Genomic DNA, 16,271 nt, shown 5'->3' with positions numbered 1-16,271 from the left:
CGATCATGTTCGTACTGGAATTGACCTACACCGCACCCGTCGAGCGTGTCGACGAGCTGCTCGAGGCACATGTGGAGTGGCTGGACGCGATGTACGAGGAGGGCGTGTTCATCGCCTCGGGCCGCAAGAACCCGCGCGACGGCGGGGTGATCCTGGCCGTCGGGGACGACCGCGCGCGGATCGAGACGATCGCGGCGGCCGACCCCTTCACGGTCGGCGGCGTGTGTGCGTACCGGATCACGGAGTTCATCGCGACCAAGACCGCGCCCGAACTCGCCCCGTACCGTCAGCAGTTGCCCTCGTAGGACCGCGGTTCGGCTAGAACTCCAGCCGCGCGACCCGGCCCTTCTCGCCCGAGGCCCAGCAGCCGAGGTCGGGTGTGCAGTCGACCGTGTCGTACGAACCGGTGTCGACGGTGCGCCAGCTGCGGCCGGCGTCCACCGTCAGATCCGTGCCGGTCGGGCCGACGGCGAGCGCCGCCGACCGGCTGTGCGGCAGCCAGGTAATGCCCGAACGGTAGGCCGGCGGCGGTGTCTTGGACTGCTGCCAGCTGCGCCCGCCGTCCCGGCTGACCGCCCCGGCGCTCGGGGATGCCTGGTCGGCGCGGTAGTCGCCGCCGACCGCGATGCCGTGGGTGCGGTCACGGAAGGCGAGTGCGAAGACTCCACGCGCCGGATCCCCGGCGGGGATGGTCGATTCGGCGACGGTCCAGTTCAGACCGCGGTCGGCGGAGTGCAGTACACGCGCCGTGGCGCCACCGCCGGTCGCCAGCCACACGTCCTTGCTCCCCGAACTGACCAGGCACTGGCCGCTGGCGGCGAAGGCCGCCTCGCCCGGCAGCGCCGCCGGCATCCCGGTGTTCGGCAGAACCTTCCACGACCTGCCGCCGTCGCCGGTCGACAGGATGCGGTACTTGCCGTCCACCGGATCACTCATGGCGAGGCCGTGCCGGCTGTCGAAGAAGGTGACGCAGTCGTAGAAGGCCTTCGCATCGGTGTTGCGGAAGGACTCGGTCCAGCTCGCTCCGCCGTCCTCGGTACGGAAGACCCGGGACGCCTCGCCCTCGCCGATGGCCAGCACCACCGCACGACGGCCGTCGAAGGCCTCGATGTCGCGGAACTCCAGCTCGCCCGCCCCGGGCGGGGAGACGTTCTGCCAGCTGCGGCCGCCGTCCGCGGTACGCAGCACGGTGCCCTTCGAGCCGGCGACCCACGCGGCCTTCCGGCTGACGGCCGCGAGGCCCCGGAACCGTACATTCGTACCGGTGTCCTTGAGGCTCCAGCTCGGCCCCCTGCCGTCTGTACCTTCTGCCGTAGCACTGCCCGATGGCTGGGCTGCCTGCGCCGGCGCGGCCAGGGCCGCGGCCACCGCCGCGGCACACAGTCCCACCGACACCGTTCGTCTCGTCTTCCCCATGGACGTCATGGCGCTGGAAGCTAGCCCACGGGCCGTACCCCGTCCAGGGTGCGGCGGACGGCGTGGGTTCCTGGGCTGAGCCCATGTCCCAGCCCAAGGAGCACGAGGGCCGGGAGATCACCGTCACCTTCGAATCACGGCGCTGTCTGCACGCGGCCGAGTGCGTACGCGGTCTCCCGCACGTCTTCGACCTGGACAGCCGGCCCTGGGTGCAGCCCGACGGCGCCGCCGCCGACCGGGTCGCCGAGGTCGTACGGCGCTGTCCGTCCGGCGCCCTGCAGTACCGGCTCGCCGACGGCTCGACCGAGGAGCCGGACCGGCCGACCACCGTGACCCGCTCCCTCGCCGGTCAGCTGGTGATCCGCGGCGATCTCGGCATCCGCACGGCTTACGGCGACCGACACGAGACGCGGTGAGGGGGTGAGGGGGACGCGGTGACGGAGGTCACATTCCCTTCGGATGCACGCAATCGCTCGTTCTGCCGTCTCTCCCGGTGTCAGGGAGACGTCAGCGAGCCGCGCACGAAGGAGCAGGCCTTGTCCACCGTCATCGAGCAGGCCGTGCAGGCCCGACTGGTCGCCTCGGCACCCCAGATGGAGTCTGTTCCGGCCACACTGCGTTACGACCGCGAGGATCCCTTCGCCGTGCAGATGGCCTTCCCGCCGCCGGCGACGCTGGAGGGCAACGAGGTGTCGTGGGCCTTCTCGCGTGACCTGCTCGCGGCGGGTGTCGACGGACCGGCCGGCGTCGGCGACGTACGCGTCAGGCCGTTCGGCTACGACCGTACGGTGGTGGAGTTCCGCGCACCCGAGGGCATCGCCATGGTGCACATCCGCACCAGTGAGGTGCGCCGCTTCCTCAAGCGCGCCCAGGGCATGGTTCCCACCGGCTGCGAGCACCTCTATCTGGACCTCGACCACAATCTCGCCGAGCTGCTGCGCGACGCCTGCTGACGCCCGGCGCCGTGGCCTGGCCGGATTCCGGCGTCACCCTGCCGGCGAGCAGAGGTGTCAGCTGCCGCCGGAGGCGCCCGCCGCGGACGCCGACGTCACCTCGAAGATCACCGCGTCCCGTACCTCCTGGATGACGTTCCTCAGCGTGGGAGCGGCCGCACCGCTGCGTTCCGTCAGCGCCTCGATCCGGTCCTTGTGGCGCCTGCGCTCATCAGCGGTGGCGAGGGTGCGCACTTCTGCCGCGGCCGCGAGTGCGACGAGGGCGGCGTCGCGGTCGGAGATCTCGGCCACCGGCACCGGACCTCCGAGCATCGCCCGCGTCTCCTCGCGCAGCGACTTCACCACGTCAGCACGGTCGAGTTCGTACTGCGGGGCGGAGAAGAGGCCGAGCAGCCGCCCGCGTCTCCTGCGCAAGTAGCCGGCTCCGGCCAGCTGCTTACGGACGGCTTCGAGGGTGTATGTGGCGTGGTGCGTCACCCACCTCTTCCATGTGCGTGGCCTGGACTCCTCGACGAGTTCCAGCAGTTCGTCGAGCACCGGGTCACCGGTGAGGTTGTCGCCGACGGGCCGGGCAACGCCGTCGGCTTCGGCGAGCATGCCGCGCTGGGCCAGCTCGGTGAGCGCCCCGGCCCGTACGAGAGGGGCTAGGCAGGACGTGCCGGTGGGCGTCATCCGCTCGGTGTCCCAGGACAGGAGATAGAGCCGGGCGGCGATCGAGAGCGATCCATTGGGCACGGGCGGAGCCTCCTTGTCCCGGTGCTGTCCCGGTCGGCCCCGGGGCCGGTCGCGCAGGTCCCGATCACGATAATTCGTTGACAGTGCCCAAGCGTCCTCGTACGTTGTACAGCGGTCCTGTTGTCGTCGATTGGAGTAGGACGTTGCTCGTCTGAGGTCCTGAGACACCGTGCGGTACAGCTGCTTCAAGCATGCTGCGCGCATCGCGTGCGACCTCGGCGCTCGAGCCGTCCTCCCCGACCGGGACCTTTCTTGTGTTCCCGGCGATCGTCGCCCGTATTCCGGTGTCTCCACCCGTTGCCCTTGCCACCTTCCACGCAACCGGGAGACCCGTATGTCTACTCTTCCCACCCACATCACCTGCTCCTCGCTCACCTTTGCCTGGCCGGACGGCACCGGGGTCTTCGACGACTTCCAGCTGGCGGTCGGCCCGGGCAGGACCGGTCTCATCGGCCTCAACGGATCCGGAAAATCAACGCTGCTGAAGCTGATCTCCGGTGAACTCACACCGTCAGGCGGAGCAGTACGCACCGCGGGCGAGATCGGCCGGCTACCGCAGAACCTGGTGCTCGACACCGCCCTGCGAGTGGACGAGGTGCTGGGCATCGCCACCACGCGCACCGCGCTGCACGCCATCGAGGCGGGTGATCCGAGCGAGGAGAATTTCACAGCGGTCGGCGACGACTGGGACGTCGAGGAGCGGGCGCGCGCCACCCTCGACCAGCTCGGTCTCGGCCATATCGGACTCGACCGCACCATCGGCGAGGTGTCGGGCGGCGAGGGCGTACTGCTGCGGCTGGCCGCACTTCTGCTGGCCCAACCGGATGTCCTGTTGCTCGACGAGCCGACCAACAACCTCGATCTGTACGCACGTCGGCGGCTGTACGACGCGGTCGCCGCCTGGTCCGGCGTCATGGTCGTGGTCAGCCACGACCGTGAACTCCTGGAACTGGTCGACCAGATCGCCGATCTGCGCGACGGGGAGGTCAATTGGTACGGCGGAAACTTCACGGCGTACGAGGAGTCGCTCGCCGTCGAGCAGGAGGCGGCGGAGCGCATGGTGCGTGTTGCCGAGGCCGACGTGCAGCGGCAGAAGCGTGAACTGGCCGACGCCCACATCAAGTTGGCCCGCCGTAAGCGGTACGGGCAGAAGATGTGGGACTCCAAGCGCGAGCCGAAGATCGTTATGGGGGCGCGCAAACGCGCGGCCCAGGAGTCGGCCGGCAAGCACCGCATCATGCACACCGAGAAGCTCGCCGAGGCGAAGGAGCGGCTCGACGAGGCCGTGGACGCGGTCCGCGACGACGACGAGATCCGTATCGAGCTGCCGTTCACCAAGGTCCATCCGGGCCGTGGCGTGCTGCGGCTGAACGAACTGACGCTGCGTTACGGGGCAGAGGTGAAAGGAGAGTTCGAGGTACGCGGCCCCGAACGGATCGCACTCGTCGGGCGCAACGGAGCGGGCAAGACCACTCTGCTGCGTACGATCACCGGCGAGCTGGAGCCGGTCGCCGGCGAGGCGGTGGCCGAGGTCCCGCTCCGCTTTCTGCCGCAGCGGCTCGATGTGCTCGACGACGGGCTGAGCGTGGTGGAGAACGTGGCGCGGTTCGCGCCCGATGCGACCAACAACCGGATCAGGGCGCGACTGGCCCGCTTCCTGTTCCGGGGCGCGCGTGCCGACCAGCCGGCCGGCACGCTCTCGGGCGGAGAGCGGTTCCGTGCGGCCCTTGCCGCGCTGCTGCTCGCCGAGCCGGCGCCGCAGCTGCTGATGCTCGACGAGCCGACGAACAACCTGGACATGGCGAGCGTACGGAGGCTGACGGCGGCGCTGGAGTCGTACGAGGGAGCGCTGATCGTGGCCAGTCACGATATGCCGTTCCTGGAGTCGATCGGCATCACGCGCTGGCTGCTGCTGGACGGTGAGCTCCGTGACATCACCACGGACGAGGTACGGGACGGGGGCTTCCGATGACGTGAGCGCGATGCGCCTGATGGGAGCGTGATGCGCCTGGATCGTAAGCGCGATGCGCGTGGTTCCCCGGCCGGCCGGGATTCCGGACAGAAAATGTCCGGAATCCCGGTTGGCGCCAGGTCTCCTGCGGAGAACATCGTCATCGCCGGTGCGCCCGCAGCCGGGCGGCACGGCCGCAAGGACCCGGCGCCACCGGCACCGCCCGCTCCCACGGCTGCCCACCGGGGATTCCATCGCCCCGGGACGGCGGGCCATGATGGGCGCGACCAGACCCCGGACAGACCTGGAGAGCGCCCGTGCCCAGCAGGAAAGCCCTGATCCGTCGCCCCAGCCCGCGCCTCGCCGAGGGCCTGGTCACCCATATCGAGCGGACCACGGTCGACGCCGCACTGGCGCTCGAGCAGTGGGAGACATACGCCGAGACGCTGCGCGAACACGGCTGGGAGACCGTCGAGACAGAGCCGGCCGACGACTGCCCGGACGGCGTCTTCATCGAGGACACAGTGGTCATGTACCGCAATGTCGCGCTGATCGCCCGCCCGGGGGCCGAGTCCCGCAGGCCGGAGACGGCGGCCGTCGAGGAGACCCTGGCACGGCTCGGTTGCTCGGTGAACTGGGTCTGGGAGCCCGGCACCCTTGAAGGCGGCGATGTCCTGAAGATCGGCGACACGATCTACGTGGGCCGCGGCGGGCGTACGAACGCGGCAGGGGTGCAACAGCTGCGCGCGGCCTTCGAGCCGCTCGGCGCACGTGTCGTGGCCGTGCCGGTGAGCAAGGTGCTGCATCTGAAGTCCGCGGTGACCGCGCTGCCGGACTCCACCGTCATCGGATACCCACCGCTGGTGGACACCCCGACGGTCTTCCCGCGGCATCTCCCGGTGCTGGAGGAGTCGGGTGCACATGTGGTGCTGCTCGGCGGCGGAAAGCTGCTGATGGCGGCGAGTGCGCCGAAGTCGGCGGAACTGTTCACGGACCTCGGCTACGAGCCGGTCACGGTGGACATCAGCGAGTTCGAGAAGCTCGAAGGGTGCGTGACGTGCCTCTCCGTACGCCTCCGCGACCTGTACGCATAACTAAATGTAATAGCACATCTCCCTACCGGGCTTGGCCGAAGGCTTACTGCCGCCTTAACCTACGGTCTCGTAACCTACGAATCCGTAGGTAACTCTCCCGTCCCCAGGAGCACCCGTGACGATCACCTCTCCCCACCTCGGCAGTTCGGAAGCGTGGACCGACGCCCGACTGCTGTTCGCGCTGGAGGAGGTGGTGGAGAAGGAACTCAACCGCCATCTCAAGGTCGCCAAGGACTGGATGCCGCACGAGTACGTCCCGTTCACCGACGGCCGCAACTTCCCCGGTTACTTCGAGGACGGCCAGGCCTGGGAGCCTGAGCAGTCCAAGGTCACCGACATCGGCAAGATCGCCCTGGTCGTGAACCTCCTGACCGAGGACAACCTCCCCAGCTACCACCACGAGATCGCCTCGCTCTTCGGCCGCGACGGCGCCTGGGGCACCTGGGTGCACCGCTGGACCGCGGAGGAGGGCCGGCACGGCATCGTGATGCGCGACTACCTGCTCACCTCGCGTGCCGTCGACCCGGACAAGCTGGAGCAGTTCCGGATGGCGCACATGGCGGAGGGCTTCGAGTCCGACAACCGCCACTCGATGCTGCACTCGGTGGCGTACGTCGCCTTCCAGGAGCTCGCGACCCGCGTCTCGCACCGCAACACCGGCCACCAGTCGGGCGACCCCGTCTGCGACCGGATGCTGGCGCGTATCGCCACCGACGAGAACCTGCACATGGTCTTCTACCGCAATCTGCTGGGCGCGGCCTTCGAGCTCGCCCCGGATCTGACCATGCAGGCCGTGCGCGATGTCGTCGTCAACTTCCGGATGCCGGGACATGGCATGCCGGGCTTCGAGCGGGCCGCGGCGCAGATGGCGATCGGCGAGATCTACAACATGCGGATCCACCACGACGACGTCCTGCAGCCGGTGCTGCGCTTCCTGAGGGTGCTGGACATCGACGGGCTGGGCCCGGAGGGCCTCAAGGCGCAGGAGGAGCTGGGCCTGTACATGGGCGGGCTGAACTCCGAGGCGACCAAGTTCGACGAGAAGCTGGCGGCGCGCAAGGCGCGGATGGCAGCGCGGGCGGCGGGCTGACCGTCCGGGCGCCGTTCCGGCCGTCTGAGCGTCCCGGCTGACCGGCGCTCCCTGCCGTTCGGGAGCCGACCGGGCCGTTCGAGCGCCGTCCGGGCTTATTCGTACGCCGTCACCGTGCGCATGGCCGCATCGCGCACGTCCGCGTCCGCGTCCGCATGGCGACGCAGCTTCCGTAGCTGCACCCGCCACGCTCGGCCCAGGACGTGCGCGAGCCGCCGGCCGAGGTGACCGTCACGGCGAAGAGTCCTTCGGTGCGGCCGTCGGCCTCGGCGAGCCCGTGGGCGGCTTCGAGCAGCGTCCCGGTGTCGCCCGGCCTGTCCGGCCGCCGAGCCGCTCGCCCAGCACTTCGGCGGTGCGTACCGCGAGTGCCGGGCGGCAACCATCGCGCGCAGCAGCTGTTCGCGTACGGCGGTGGGGGCGTCGTCAAGCGCGGCGGCAAGGGCTTCGTCGGGGACGCCGAGGCTCGCAGCGAGCAGCGACCCGCAGGGCCTGGCCGCGGACGAGCGAGTCCGGGTCCGCGAGCCGCGCGCAGACCCACTCGGCGTCCCCGCCCCCAGCGGCCGCGACGACGGCGAGCCCGCGCTCGTAGGGACCGCGCGGATCGAGCTCGGCCAGCAGCGACCGCAACTCCGCACGACTCATCTCCCCGGCCCGCACGACAAGTTCACGCATGCGGAGCCGATACGGGAGTGGGTCGAGCGCGTCCAGGAGGCGGTCCCTGTCGCGCCGGCGGGTGTGGGCCATGCGGAATTCTGCCTGCTGAGAAGCGGGGAGCCGTACTGAACAGCCGAGCTGTACGGAACAACGGGCCCGTGATCGACGGGCCTTCACCGGGCGCCGTGCCCAAGCTGATCGTCACAGCGGGTGTGCTGTCGCCCGAGCACGACGAGGGGGGAGGGGGGCGGGGCGGCTGGAGTCGAACCAGCGTGTTCCGGTTCTGGAGACCGGCGCGTCTGCCTCTGCGCTACGACCCCGCCCTTGTCGGAGATCCTAGGCCAATCCGCTCACGGCGCGGGCCGACCCTGAAGGCAAGCACGGTGCGTCTGGGCGGCGGCGAGTACGCACCGGTGCCGCAGACTCCCGCGAACGACTCCGGCACTCCCGCGAAAGACTCCCCCCACTTGGCTCGTCTCGCTGCGTCACCACGCCGCTTCCCGGTAGTCCTTGAGGAAGACGCCGGCCACCGGGGCGCCGGCCTCGCCCCGCACGATCGGGTCGTACACCCGGGCCGCTCCGTCCACGATGTCCAGCGGAGTCCGGAATCCTTCGGCGGCGATCCGTGACTTCTTCGGCACCGGGTTCTCGTCGGTGATCCAGCCCGTGTCGACGCTGCACATGTGCACGCCCTGCGCGGCGAGTTCGGGCCCACTGGTGCGGGTGAGCATATTGAGTGCGGCTTTCGCCATATTGGTGTGCGGATGCCCGGCCGTCTTGCGCCGTACCGCGAACCGGCCCTCCACGGCTGTCACATTCACGATGTAGCGGCTCCGGTGGGGCGAGGCGAGCAGCAGCGGCAGCAGCCGGTCGACGAGGAGGGTGGGGGCCAGCGCGTTGACGAGCTGTGTCTCCAGCAGCTCGGCGGGATCCAGCTCGCCGATGCGGGCCGACCAGGAGTTGGCAGGCGCGGTGTCGGGCAACAGCCCCGCCTCGTCGGCCTCGGGCAGTACGAGCGCGAGGGCTGCCCGGGCGGCTGACACCTCCCCGGCGGCCTGCATCGGCTCGTAGCCGGGCGCGCGCACAACTCCGCCGGGGAGCGCCGCGCGCTCCCCGGAAGCCAGCAGCGCGTATGACTCGGGCGGGCGGCGGACCGTCTGGGCGGCGTTGTTGACGAGGATGTCCAACGGCTCGCCGTCCCGGCGCAGCCGCTCGCACAGACCCAGTACCTGCCGGGGATCGCGGAGATCGATGGCGATGACCGTGAGCCGGTCGAGCCACTTCTCACTGCCGGGCGCCGCGTGGAACCGGTTCAGGGTGTCGTGCGGGAAACGGCTGGTGACCAGGAGTTCCACGCCGTCGCGCAGCATCATCAGCGCGAGCTGGAAGCCGATCTTCACCCGGCCGCCGGTGAGGAGCGCGCGGCGTCCGGAGAGGTCGGTGCTCATGGTCCGCCGCGCGGTGTTGTCGGCGGCACACTCGGGACAGAGCAGGTGGTAGAAGGAGTCGGCCTGTCGATAGAACGACTTGCATACGTAGCAGCGCCGCGGACGGTTGAAGACCCCGCCGGTCGTTCCGGCGGCCTCCAGCGGCGCGTCCTCACGCCGGGCGAGGGCGCCGGTCGCGGTACCGGCCACGACGGCCGCGTCGGCGTCGGCGCGCGCGTTGTTACGTGACTTGCGCCTGCGATGCCGGCCGTCCCGGGCGAAGGAGGCGGCGACCTGCTCGGCCCGCAGGCGTATCGGGTCGTCGAGGGGCAGCGCGCGCAGTCTGCTCACCGTGCGGTCGAACGCAGCGAGCTCTTTGTCGCTGATGTGCTGCATCTGGTGTCCCGCCCCGTCGTTCCCTGCGGTGGTCCGGTCCCGTGCGGCGGTCCCGCGCGGCGGTCCCGGCCGGCTTCGAACCGGCGTATCCGCCCTGACAAGGCGGGGCACCTGCCGCTGCGCTACGTCCGGGCAATGGCGGCGATCTTAGCCGCTCGCCTCGCCCGGGGCGTCAGCGCCCCGTGACCCCCGCCACCCGTGAGAGTGACGTGGTTTATCCAGGTTTGGCGTTGATCTGGAAGGGTGGTCGGCCATGGAATCCGATCTTCAGGTGAACACCGACCAGTTGGGCCGTTTCGCCACTGCGCTGAGTCGCTCGCTGACCTCACTCAGCGAGGCGAGAAGGGCGCTGGAGCACGTACGGGCCGACCAGTTGGGCACGAAGGAGCTGGACGAGGCGTGCGACGGCTTCCAGGGGCGGTGGAAGTACGGGGCGGACCAACTGAGCGCGCGGATCAGGACGGTGCACGTCGGAGTGAAGCTGAGCCGCGAGGGCTACGCCCAGGTCAACAAGGCGATCGAGTCGGCGTTCAGGGCGGTGGATTCGCGTGCCTGAGTACCCGCATCTGGGCTGGAACCCGGTCCCGGGAAGCCCCTCGGCGATCGCCGCGCTCCAGACGAAGCTCAGCACGTCGGCAACGGCACTGGGCACGGCGCACCGCCTGGTCGACCAGTTGCTCGGCGAGAGCACGTACTGGCGCGGCGAGGCGGCGGACGCGTTCCGGGAGGCGCTGGACGGGGACTTGCCGCGGCATTTGAAGAACGCGCACCGGTCGGTGTCCAAGGCGGCGTCGAAACTGCGGAGGTGGCACGACGATCTGGTGGGCTACCAGGCGACGGCGAAGAAGTACGACACGCGGGCGAAGCTCGAACAGGCGGCGCTGACGCGGGCGGAGACCCAGCACGAGCATGTCCGGACGGCGCCGGACCTGCCGGAGTCGGACCTGACGGCGGCGACGGCCGCGGTGACGAAGGCACGGGAGGCGCTTGAGTCGGTGCGGAGGCTGGCGCGGGAGCTGGAGGAGACGCACAGGGTGGAGGCGGGGCGGATCGCGAAGGCGCTCAACGAGGCGACGGACAAGCTCGCGCCGCAGGAGCCGGGTGTTCTGGACTCTGTCCTGAAGTGGGTGGACGAGGACCTCGGTGACGTCCTGTCCGACGTTTCCGCCGCCGCCGGTTTCGCGGCGTTGGTGATCGGCCCGTTCTTCCCACCCGTCGGACTGGCTCTGTTGTTCGTGGCAACCGGTGCCAGCATCGGCGCCCTCGCTCTTCATCTGACGGATTCAAGGGTTCAGAAGTCCTTGAAGGACGGGTTCACGAAAGGGGAGTTCGATGCCGACTTCTGGGACGGCGCCGTGACCTTGACCGGTGATGCACTCGGCGCCGTACCTGGCGTGGCAGCAGTGGCGCAGGGGGCCAAGGCGGCTTCGACCGCCGCTCACGCAGCAACTGCCTTCGCTGATGCCGGAGCTGTCGCAGCGGCGCGCGCCGGCTCACACGGGTTCACCCATGGCGCCTGGGACGCGATGGACGGATTGCGCCAGGTGGAAAACCCACTCACGGATTGGGCCTTGCGGAGAACGCCTTCTGCGGTCCAGGAGACAGTGAAATACACCCTCTCGGGGACAGGCGCGGTCACAGCCGCCAGTCATCTGCCTGTGTTCGATGACAACGAAACCGCCGCCGGCTGCGCGACTGCAGTCGACGGCGCCCGCGCAGTCCTCGACGACGCACCCGGCTCCGCAGCAAAGGCCGCCCATGCATGGGCATCACTGGCCAGCTAGACACGACCGTAAGGCAGTTCTCATGCCCAATGGCCCCATGACTCCCCCACCTCCGATGTGGTTCCGGCTGCCGCCGGGCTACCACACACTCGACGCGATCGCACTCGACGAGCTGGAGAATGTCACTTCGGCGCTGCTGACGCCGATCCTTCAGAGCGAGCAAGGAGTTGACCACTCCCTCCGCGACGCGCGCGCCTTTCTGAGCCTGCTCGACGCGATGCACCAAGGCGGGAGCATCCACACCTCAATCGGGGTGCATCCCGACGGTGAGGATGGTGCTTGTGTCTCACTCTTCTCCTTGTCTGTCACCGACATCGCGGCACGGACAGCTGGGCTGGCGGTCGCCCAGAGCGCACTTGCTCTGGCGAACTCCCCTCTCTGGAGCGGCAATACCCGAAGGATCCTTGAATTGCCCATCGGTGTGTCGGCGGCGCTGGTGGCGGGTACGTTGTCGGCTCCGCCGCGCAGCCTGCTGGAGGACGCGGGCATCAGTGCAACTCCGAGCGAGGTGTTCCAAGCTCGCCTGACCGTGTCGTATCCGAGTGGCGCGCATATTGCCGTTGCCGATCTCACCAGCGCGGCGACCCGCCATGCCGGGGCATACATCGACATCCTCGAGGGCATCGCCCAGACGATCACCTTCGCTGCGCCTGTTCCTTCCGCCGCGTGCGCTCCAAGGCCTTCACGCATCCTGGAGGTGCTCTCATGACGTCGCAGCCGCCGGCACTTCCTCTGACCAAAGCAGCGTTCGACCATCCGCCCACCGCGCTGGGGCACCAACACCTCGTCATCAAACGCTGGGCCTGGCTGGTTGTGGTGGTGTCCTTGGCGGCGGCGTCCGCCTACGTGTGCGCCTCGCAACCGCTGTCCAAGAGCATCGGATTCATCCTGGTCAATCTTGTCGTCTTCCCCCTGATGTTGTTCGCCACTCTCCTGGCTCTGCGCCGCACGAGGCGGGTAGCTGACATCCTCAGGACCTATCCCTGGCGGGCATACCCGTGCGAGTATCCGCACCGCTCCACGGAAAGCCCGAAAGTAATCATGATCAGGTTCGCCAACGACTACACGCCGGTCCTGCGCTTCACACCGTTCTCGGTGCACCTCGCGCAGAAACAGAATCTGCACCCAGACATGATCTGGTTCGTCGGCGACCCCCGCTACGGCGGTGTCGTCTCCCCTGTCGGCGGACATTTCCCCGTTCGCGTGGTCCTCGAGTCCATGGACCAGACCGTCCCCGACAGCACACCTGAAGACGACTCACTGGCAGAACGTGCCGGACTCGTCAGGAACGGCAGGGTCCGCACCACGTAGAGCCGCGCTGGGGCGGGTTCAGCTCCGCCCGCGCTGGAGGCGGTACCGCTCCTTCTCCGACAGCCCGCCCCACACCCCAAATCTCTCGTCATGCGCCAGCGCGTACTCCAAGCACGCCACCCGCCCCTCGCAAGCCCCGCACAGCTGCTTCGCCTCCCGCGTCGACGACCCCGGGGCCGGGAAGAAGAATTCCGGCCCCGTCTGGGCGCACAACGCGGTCTCCTGCCAGGAGAGTTCATTGTCAGTGATGGTGTTGATCGGCATGCAGGACACCGTGCCCCGCGCCGATAAACGCCCGGTCAATGAAGGATCAACGACCCGCACAGCCACCCGCGCCCACCGGCATCGAGGACCCGCCGCGAACCGTACAGATCCTCGAGGCCGCCGACGATGCGGCGCGCCCCGCGCGAACGCGTCAGCTCTGCTGCTCGCCCTGCAACACCGCGAACCGCGCGCCCGCCGGGTCCGCCAGTTTCGCGAAGCGGCCCACGCCCTCCATGTCGACCGGCGCCATCCTGACCTTGCCGCCCAGCGCCTTCGCCATGGCGACCGATGCGTCGCAGTCCACGACCTCGAAGTAGGGCAGCCAGCACGGCCCGTCCGCCGCCTCCACCGGGTCCGCCGCGAGCGGGGCGACGCCGCCGAACATCGCGTCCGGGGTCGTGCCGGCCGGGTTGACCATGATGTAGGAGCCGCTGCCGTCCGGCAGCGGCATGGTGTTCGTCTCCCAGCCGAAAACACTGGTGTAGAAGCTCACGCCCGCGCCCGGGTCCGGCGTGTACAGCTCCATCCAGCACAGCGAGCCGGGATCGTTGACGAGGTCCATGCCCTTGTTCCGGCCGGGCTGCCACGTCGCGAAGCCTGCGCCGGACGGGTCGTTGAAGACCGCCATGCGGCCCATTTCGAATACGTCCATCGGTTCGAATACGACGGCGCCGCCGGCCTGCTCGACCGACTTGGCCGTGGCGTCGGCGTCGGGCGACTGGAAATAGACGCACCAGCCGGGGGCGCCCTGCTCCGGAGTGACCGTCATGCCGCCGGCAACGGTCTTGCCGTCCTGCTGGAACATGCCGTAGCCGCCGGCCTCGGGTCCCGCCGACCGGAAGGTCCAGCCGAACAGGCCGCCGTAGAAAGTGCGCGCCTTATCGATATCGGGTGTGCCGAGGTCGATCCAGTTCGGGGAGCCGGTGACAAAGCGGGTGGTGAGCATCGTGCGCTCCTTCTTGGGATCCCGTTGCCTGTCGTCCGAGTCTGCTCCCGATCGCGTAGCGGCGCATCCAGGAAGACCGGCTCCCACAACGGCGTCGTACACCGTAGAAGTGGGCGAATTCCATTTGCGCGCGAGCCACCGGCCCCTGCAGGATCCCGGGCATGAGAAACAGAAAGGCTCATGCCGCGTAGGCGCCGCATGCCGCCGCCCTCGGCCAACGCACCGCCGCCGGACTCCGTGATCCGCCGCGGATGCCGTCAAAACACAGCCCTTGCCGAGGAGCGCCTTGAAGCCCGTACCGCTGACCCCGTACGCACGCCTGCCGCGCGCGCACCGGGATCTGCCGATCATCACCAGCACGGTGGATGCCTACGGCCGCGCGCACTGGCTGCTCGTCGAGCGGCCCGATGCCATTTCGAACGGTCCGTACGACGCGCTCGTCGTCACCGTAGACGACGGCAGCGTCCACCGGACCCATCTCAGCGCTGTGACGGCGGAGCACCCCCTGCTGGACGCCCTCCCGGACGGCGGTTTCGTCCTCGCGAACGCGCGCAGCCCCAAGCACCGGCACAGGGACCAAGTGCAGATCTTCGACGCGCTCGGTCGCCCCTCCTGGACGTTCACCGTCGGCGACGGTATTGCACATCTGCTCGCCGACGAGGCGGGCGATCTGTGGACCGGCTACTTCGACGAGGGTGTACTCGGCGATCGGCTCAGCGCCCCGGGGGTGCGGCGCTGGTCCTCGACCGGGGATGCGCTCTGGGAGTTCAAGCCGACGTCCGGAGCCGACTCGATCCTCGACTGCTACGCCCTCAATGTGGGCCGGCGCGCCGCCTGGGCCTACACCTACACGGCCTTTCCGCTGCTGGAGATCCGCGACGACCGCCCCGTCAAGGTGCGCACCAGCCCGGTGACAGGCGCTCATGCAATCGCCGTGCACGGCGACCGGGTCGCCTTTTTCGGCGGGTACGGGGGTGACAGCGGCCGCCTCGTCGTGTGCGCGCTCACCGAGAGCGCCGCCGAGCCGGTCTCGTACAGCACCCTCGTGCGGCCCGGGGGCGGCGGGATCGGCCGCCGCCGGGTCGTCGGCCGCGGCCCGCGTGTCTATGTACAGGACGCGCCGTACGCCGACTGGGGCGTATGGGACCTCAGCGGCTGACACCGTCAGTGACTGTGTCCGCCCTGCGCCGAGTGCGAGTCCGCGGCGACATGGTGCGGCTCGTATCCCGGAATCGTGCCGTCCGGCTTCGCCACCAGGAATAGGCCCGCCATTCCCATGTCGGAGTGGCTCTGCACATGGCAGTGGTACATCCACGCACCCGCGCCCACGTGTTCGCCCGCGATGACCTGGAAGCCGAAGGAGTCCGCCGGTCCTGTGATCTTGTTGTCGATGACGCGGCTGACGTCGGCGGGCCCCTCCAGCAGACCCGTCCTGTTGTCCGCCCAGCGGTGACCGTGCATATGGAACGTGTGGTAGTACTCGCCGTGCGTGATCATGACGATCTCGACCCGATCGCCCACCGTGGCCTGGAAGTTGGGGCTCTGGTCGCCCGACTTGTTGTTGATCGTCATGTCGTTGAAGACGATCGTGAACTGCTTGTCCGGGAGGATGTCGCCCTTCCTGCGGACCACCACAGGCCCGTAGAGACCCTTGCGGATACCGCCCGTCCCGTGGTCCGTGCCCACCACATGGTCGTGGTAGTGCCAGTAACCCGCGCTGCCCGCGCGCCAGGTGCCGTCGGCCCGCTTGCCCGGGGCGTGGGTGCGCCAGGTGTACGTACGCGTGCCGCCGGGTTCGACATGACTCCTGCTCATCCTGGTGCCGTCGTTGGCGATGTCGTAGTCAACGCCGTGGGCGTGCAGGCTTACCGGTACGTCCGTGGTGTTCTCGAACGCGATGTGCAGCGTGTCGCCCTCGATGAGCTCGATCAGCGGTCCCGGGACCGTCGCTTTGCCCTTCTCCAGGCCATAGCCCATCTGACCGTCCGCCAACTTCTCCGCGTACAGCTGGAGATGGCGTATCCGACCTCCGGCCGGCGCAGTCCTCGGTGCGCTCTCCGCCGAGGTCGCGTCGGTGGCGGAGGCGAGGGACAACGATGTCACGCCCGTTGCCGCGACCGCACTCCCGGCCAGCAGGCGCTTGTTGAAGCTCCGTCTGTCCATGCCGAACTCTCCAGTCTCGTAAGGAGATTGACGGGGTTCAGCTGACCCCTGGGACGGCCACACGGTAGCCGGGCGATCTTCGTTTAT

The 16,271-nt window shown here is 69.1% G+C and carries 18 protein-coding genes and 1 tRNA gene; 12 read left to right on the top strand and 7 right to left on the bottom strand.

Translation table 11 applies throughout. From position 1 onward, the window contains the following. Positions 1-5 precede the first annotated feature (5 nt). The gene (locus OG735_RS35535; RefSeq protein ID WP_327327244.1) at positions 6-305 is read left to right on the top strand and encodes a YciI family protein; all 300 of its coding nucleotides are present in this window, start codon (positions 6-8) and stop codon (positions 303-305) included. 13 nt (positions 306-318) lie between these two features. On the opposite strand, the gene OG735_RS35530 is transcribed toward OG735_RS35535, so the two are convergent. Further along, complete coding sequence (locus OG735_RS35530; protein WP_327327243.1) at positions 319-1,425, bottom strand: WD40/YVTN/BNR-like repeat-containing protein; 1,107 nt, start codon at positions 1,423-1,425, stop codon at positions 319-321. 74 nt (positions 1,426-1,499) lie between these two features. Here OG735_RS35530 and OG735_RS35525 point away from each other — a divergent pair, with 74 nt between their 5' ends. Both OG735_RS35525 and OG735_RS35520 read left to right on the top strand, forming a co-directional pair. After that, the gene (locus OG735_RS35525) at positions 1,500-1,832 is read left to right on the top strand and encodes a (4Fe-4S)-binding protein (RefSeq protein ID WP_327327242.1); all 333 of its coding nucleotides are present in this window, start codon (positions 1,500-1,502) and stop codon (positions 1,830-1,832) included. 120 nt (positions 1,833-1,952) lie between these two features. Then, complete coding sequence (locus tag OG735_RS35520) at positions 1,953-2,369, top strand: SsgA family sporulation/cell division regulator (RefSeq protein ID WP_327327241.1); 417 nt, start codon at positions 1,953-1,955, stop codon at positions 2,367-2,369. A 57-nt stretch (positions 2,370-2,426) separates the two neighbouring features. Here the strand turns inward: OG735_RS35520 and OG735_RS35515 are convergent, their stop codons facing one another. Next, positions 2,427-3,104: a GOLPH3/VPS74 family protein gene (locus tag OG735_RS35515; protein WP_327327240.1), complete on the bottom strand. Its 678-nt coding sequence runs from the start codon at positions 3,102-3,104 to the stop codon at positions 2,427-2,429. Between the two features lie 334 nt (positions 3,105-3,438). Here OG735_RS35515 and OG735_RS35510 point away from each other — a divergent pair, with 334 nt between their 5' ends. From OG735_RS35510 to OG735_RS35495, 4 genes are all read left to right on the top strand, one after another. After that, positions 3,439-5,076 (top strand): ABC-F family ATP-binding cassette domain-containing protein, encoded by a 1,638-nt coding sequence (locus OG735_RS35510; RefSeq protein ID WP_327327239.1) that lies wholly within the window; start codon positions 3,439-3,441, stop codon positions 5,074-5,076. Positions 5,077-5,372: 296 nt separating this feature from the next. Further along, positions 5,373-6,149 carry a dimethylargininase gene (gene ddaH / locus OG735_RS35505; protein ID WP_327327238.1) on the top strand — a complete coding sequence of 259 codons (777 nt, stop codon included), beginning with the start codon at positions 5,373-5,375 and terminating at the stop codon, positions 6,147-6,149. A gap of 115 nt (positions 6,150-6,264) precedes the next feature. After that, a complete protein-coding gene (locus tag OG735_RS35500) occupies positions 6,265-7,239 on the top strand; it encodes an acyl-ACP desaturase (RefSeq protein ID WP_327327236.1) in 975 nt (324 codons plus the stop codon). A 411-nt stretch (positions 7,240-7,650) separates the two neighbouring features. Continuing rightward, positions 7,651-8,022: a hypothetical protein gene (locus OG735_RS35495; protein WP_327327235.1), complete on the top strand. Its 372-nt coding sequence runs from the start codon at positions 7,651-7,653 to the stop codon at positions 8,020-8,022. Positions 8,023-8,139: 117 nt separating this feature from the next. Here OG735_RS35495 and OG735_RS35490 read toward each other — a convergent pair. Both OG735_RS35490 and OG735_RS35485 read right to left on the bottom strand, forming a co-directional pair. Then, positions 8,140-8,215: transfer RNA gene (locus OG735_RS35490), tRNA-Trp, on the bottom strand. 163 nt (positions 8,216-8,378) lie between these two features. Continuing rightward, positions 8,379-9,716, bottom strand: a complete 1,338-nt coding sequence (locus tag OG735_RS35485; protein WP_327327234.1) for an SDR family oxidoreductase — start codon at positions 9,714-9,716, stop codon at positions 8,379-8,381. A gap of 253 nt (positions 9,717-9,969) precedes the next feature. On the opposite strand from OG735_RS35485, the gene OG735_RS35480 reads away from it, so the two are divergent. The 4 genes from OG735_RS35480 to OG735_RS35465 are packed head-to-tail and all read left to right on the top strand — an operon-like array spanning position 9,970 to position 12,811. Beyond that, positions 9,970-10,272, top strand: a complete 303-nt coding sequence (locus OG735_RS35480) for a hypothetical protein (protein ID WP_327327233.1) — start codon at positions 9,970-9,972, stop codon at positions 10,270-10,272. Beyond that, the gene (locus OG735_RS35475) at positions 10,265-11,500 is read left to right on the top strand and encodes a hypothetical protein (RefSeq protein ID WP_327327232.1); all 1,236 of its coding nucleotides are present in this window, start codon (positions 10,265-10,267) and stop codon (positions 11,498-11,500) included. The genes OG735_RS35480 and OG735_RS35475 overlap by 8 nt, the downstream gene beginning before the upstream one ends. A gap of 55 nt (positions 11,501-11,555) precedes the next feature. Continuing rightward, entirely contained in the window at positions 11,556-12,209 is a 654-nt protein-coding gene (locus OG735_RS35470; protein WP_327327230.1) for a hypothetical protein, read from the top strand. After that, positions 12,206-12,811, top strand: a complete 606-nt coding sequence (locus OG735_RS35465) for a hypothetical protein (protein WP_327327229.1) — start codon at positions 12,206-12,208, stop codon at positions 12,809-12,811. The genes OG735_RS35470 and OG735_RS35465 overlap by 4 nt, the downstream gene beginning before the upstream one ends. An 18-nt stretch (positions 12,812-12,829) precedes the next feature. Here OG735_RS35465 and OG735_RS35460 read toward each other — a convergent pair whose 3' ends face one another. Both OG735_RS35460 and OG735_RS35455 read right to left on the bottom strand, forming a co-directional pair. Next, complete coding sequence (locus OG735_RS35460) at positions 12,830-13,075, bottom strand: WhiB family transcriptional regulator (RefSeq protein WP_327327228.1); 246 nt, start codon at positions 13,073-13,075, stop codon at positions 12,830-12,832. A 151-nt stretch (positions 13,076-13,226) separates the two neighbouring features. Next, a complete protein-coding gene (locus tag OG735_RS35455) occupies positions 13,227-14,021 on the bottom strand; it encodes a VOC family protein (RefSeq protein ID WP_327327227.1) in 795 nt (264 codons plus the stop codon). A 286-nt stretch (positions 14,022-14,307) separates the two neighbouring features. On the opposite strand from OG735_RS35455, the gene OG735_RS35450 reads away from it, so the two are divergent. Beyond that, on the top strand, positions 14,308-15,180 hold the full coding sequence (locus tag OG735_RS35450) for a hypothetical protein (protein ID WP_327327226.1): 873 nt from the start codon (positions 14,308-14,310) through the stop codon (positions 15,178-15,180). 5 nt (positions 15,181-15,185) lie between these two features. Here the strand turns inward: OG735_RS35450 and OG735_RS35445 are convergent, their stop codons facing one another. After that, positions 15,186-16,184, bottom strand: coding sequence for a multicopper oxidase domain-containing protein (locus OG735_RS35445; protein ID WP_327327225.1), 999 nt, complete (start codon positions 16,182-16,184; stop codon positions 15,186-15,188). Positions 16,185-16,271 lie beyond the last annotated feature (87 nt).

Source organism: Streptomyces sp. NBC_01210 (assembly GCF_036010325.1).
Lineage (GTDB): Bacteria > Actinomycetota > Actinomycetes > Streptomycetales > Streptomycetaceae > Streptomyces.
Note: the sequence above shows the minus strand (reverse complement) of the source record. Positions and strands in the feature narration are given on the sequence as shown.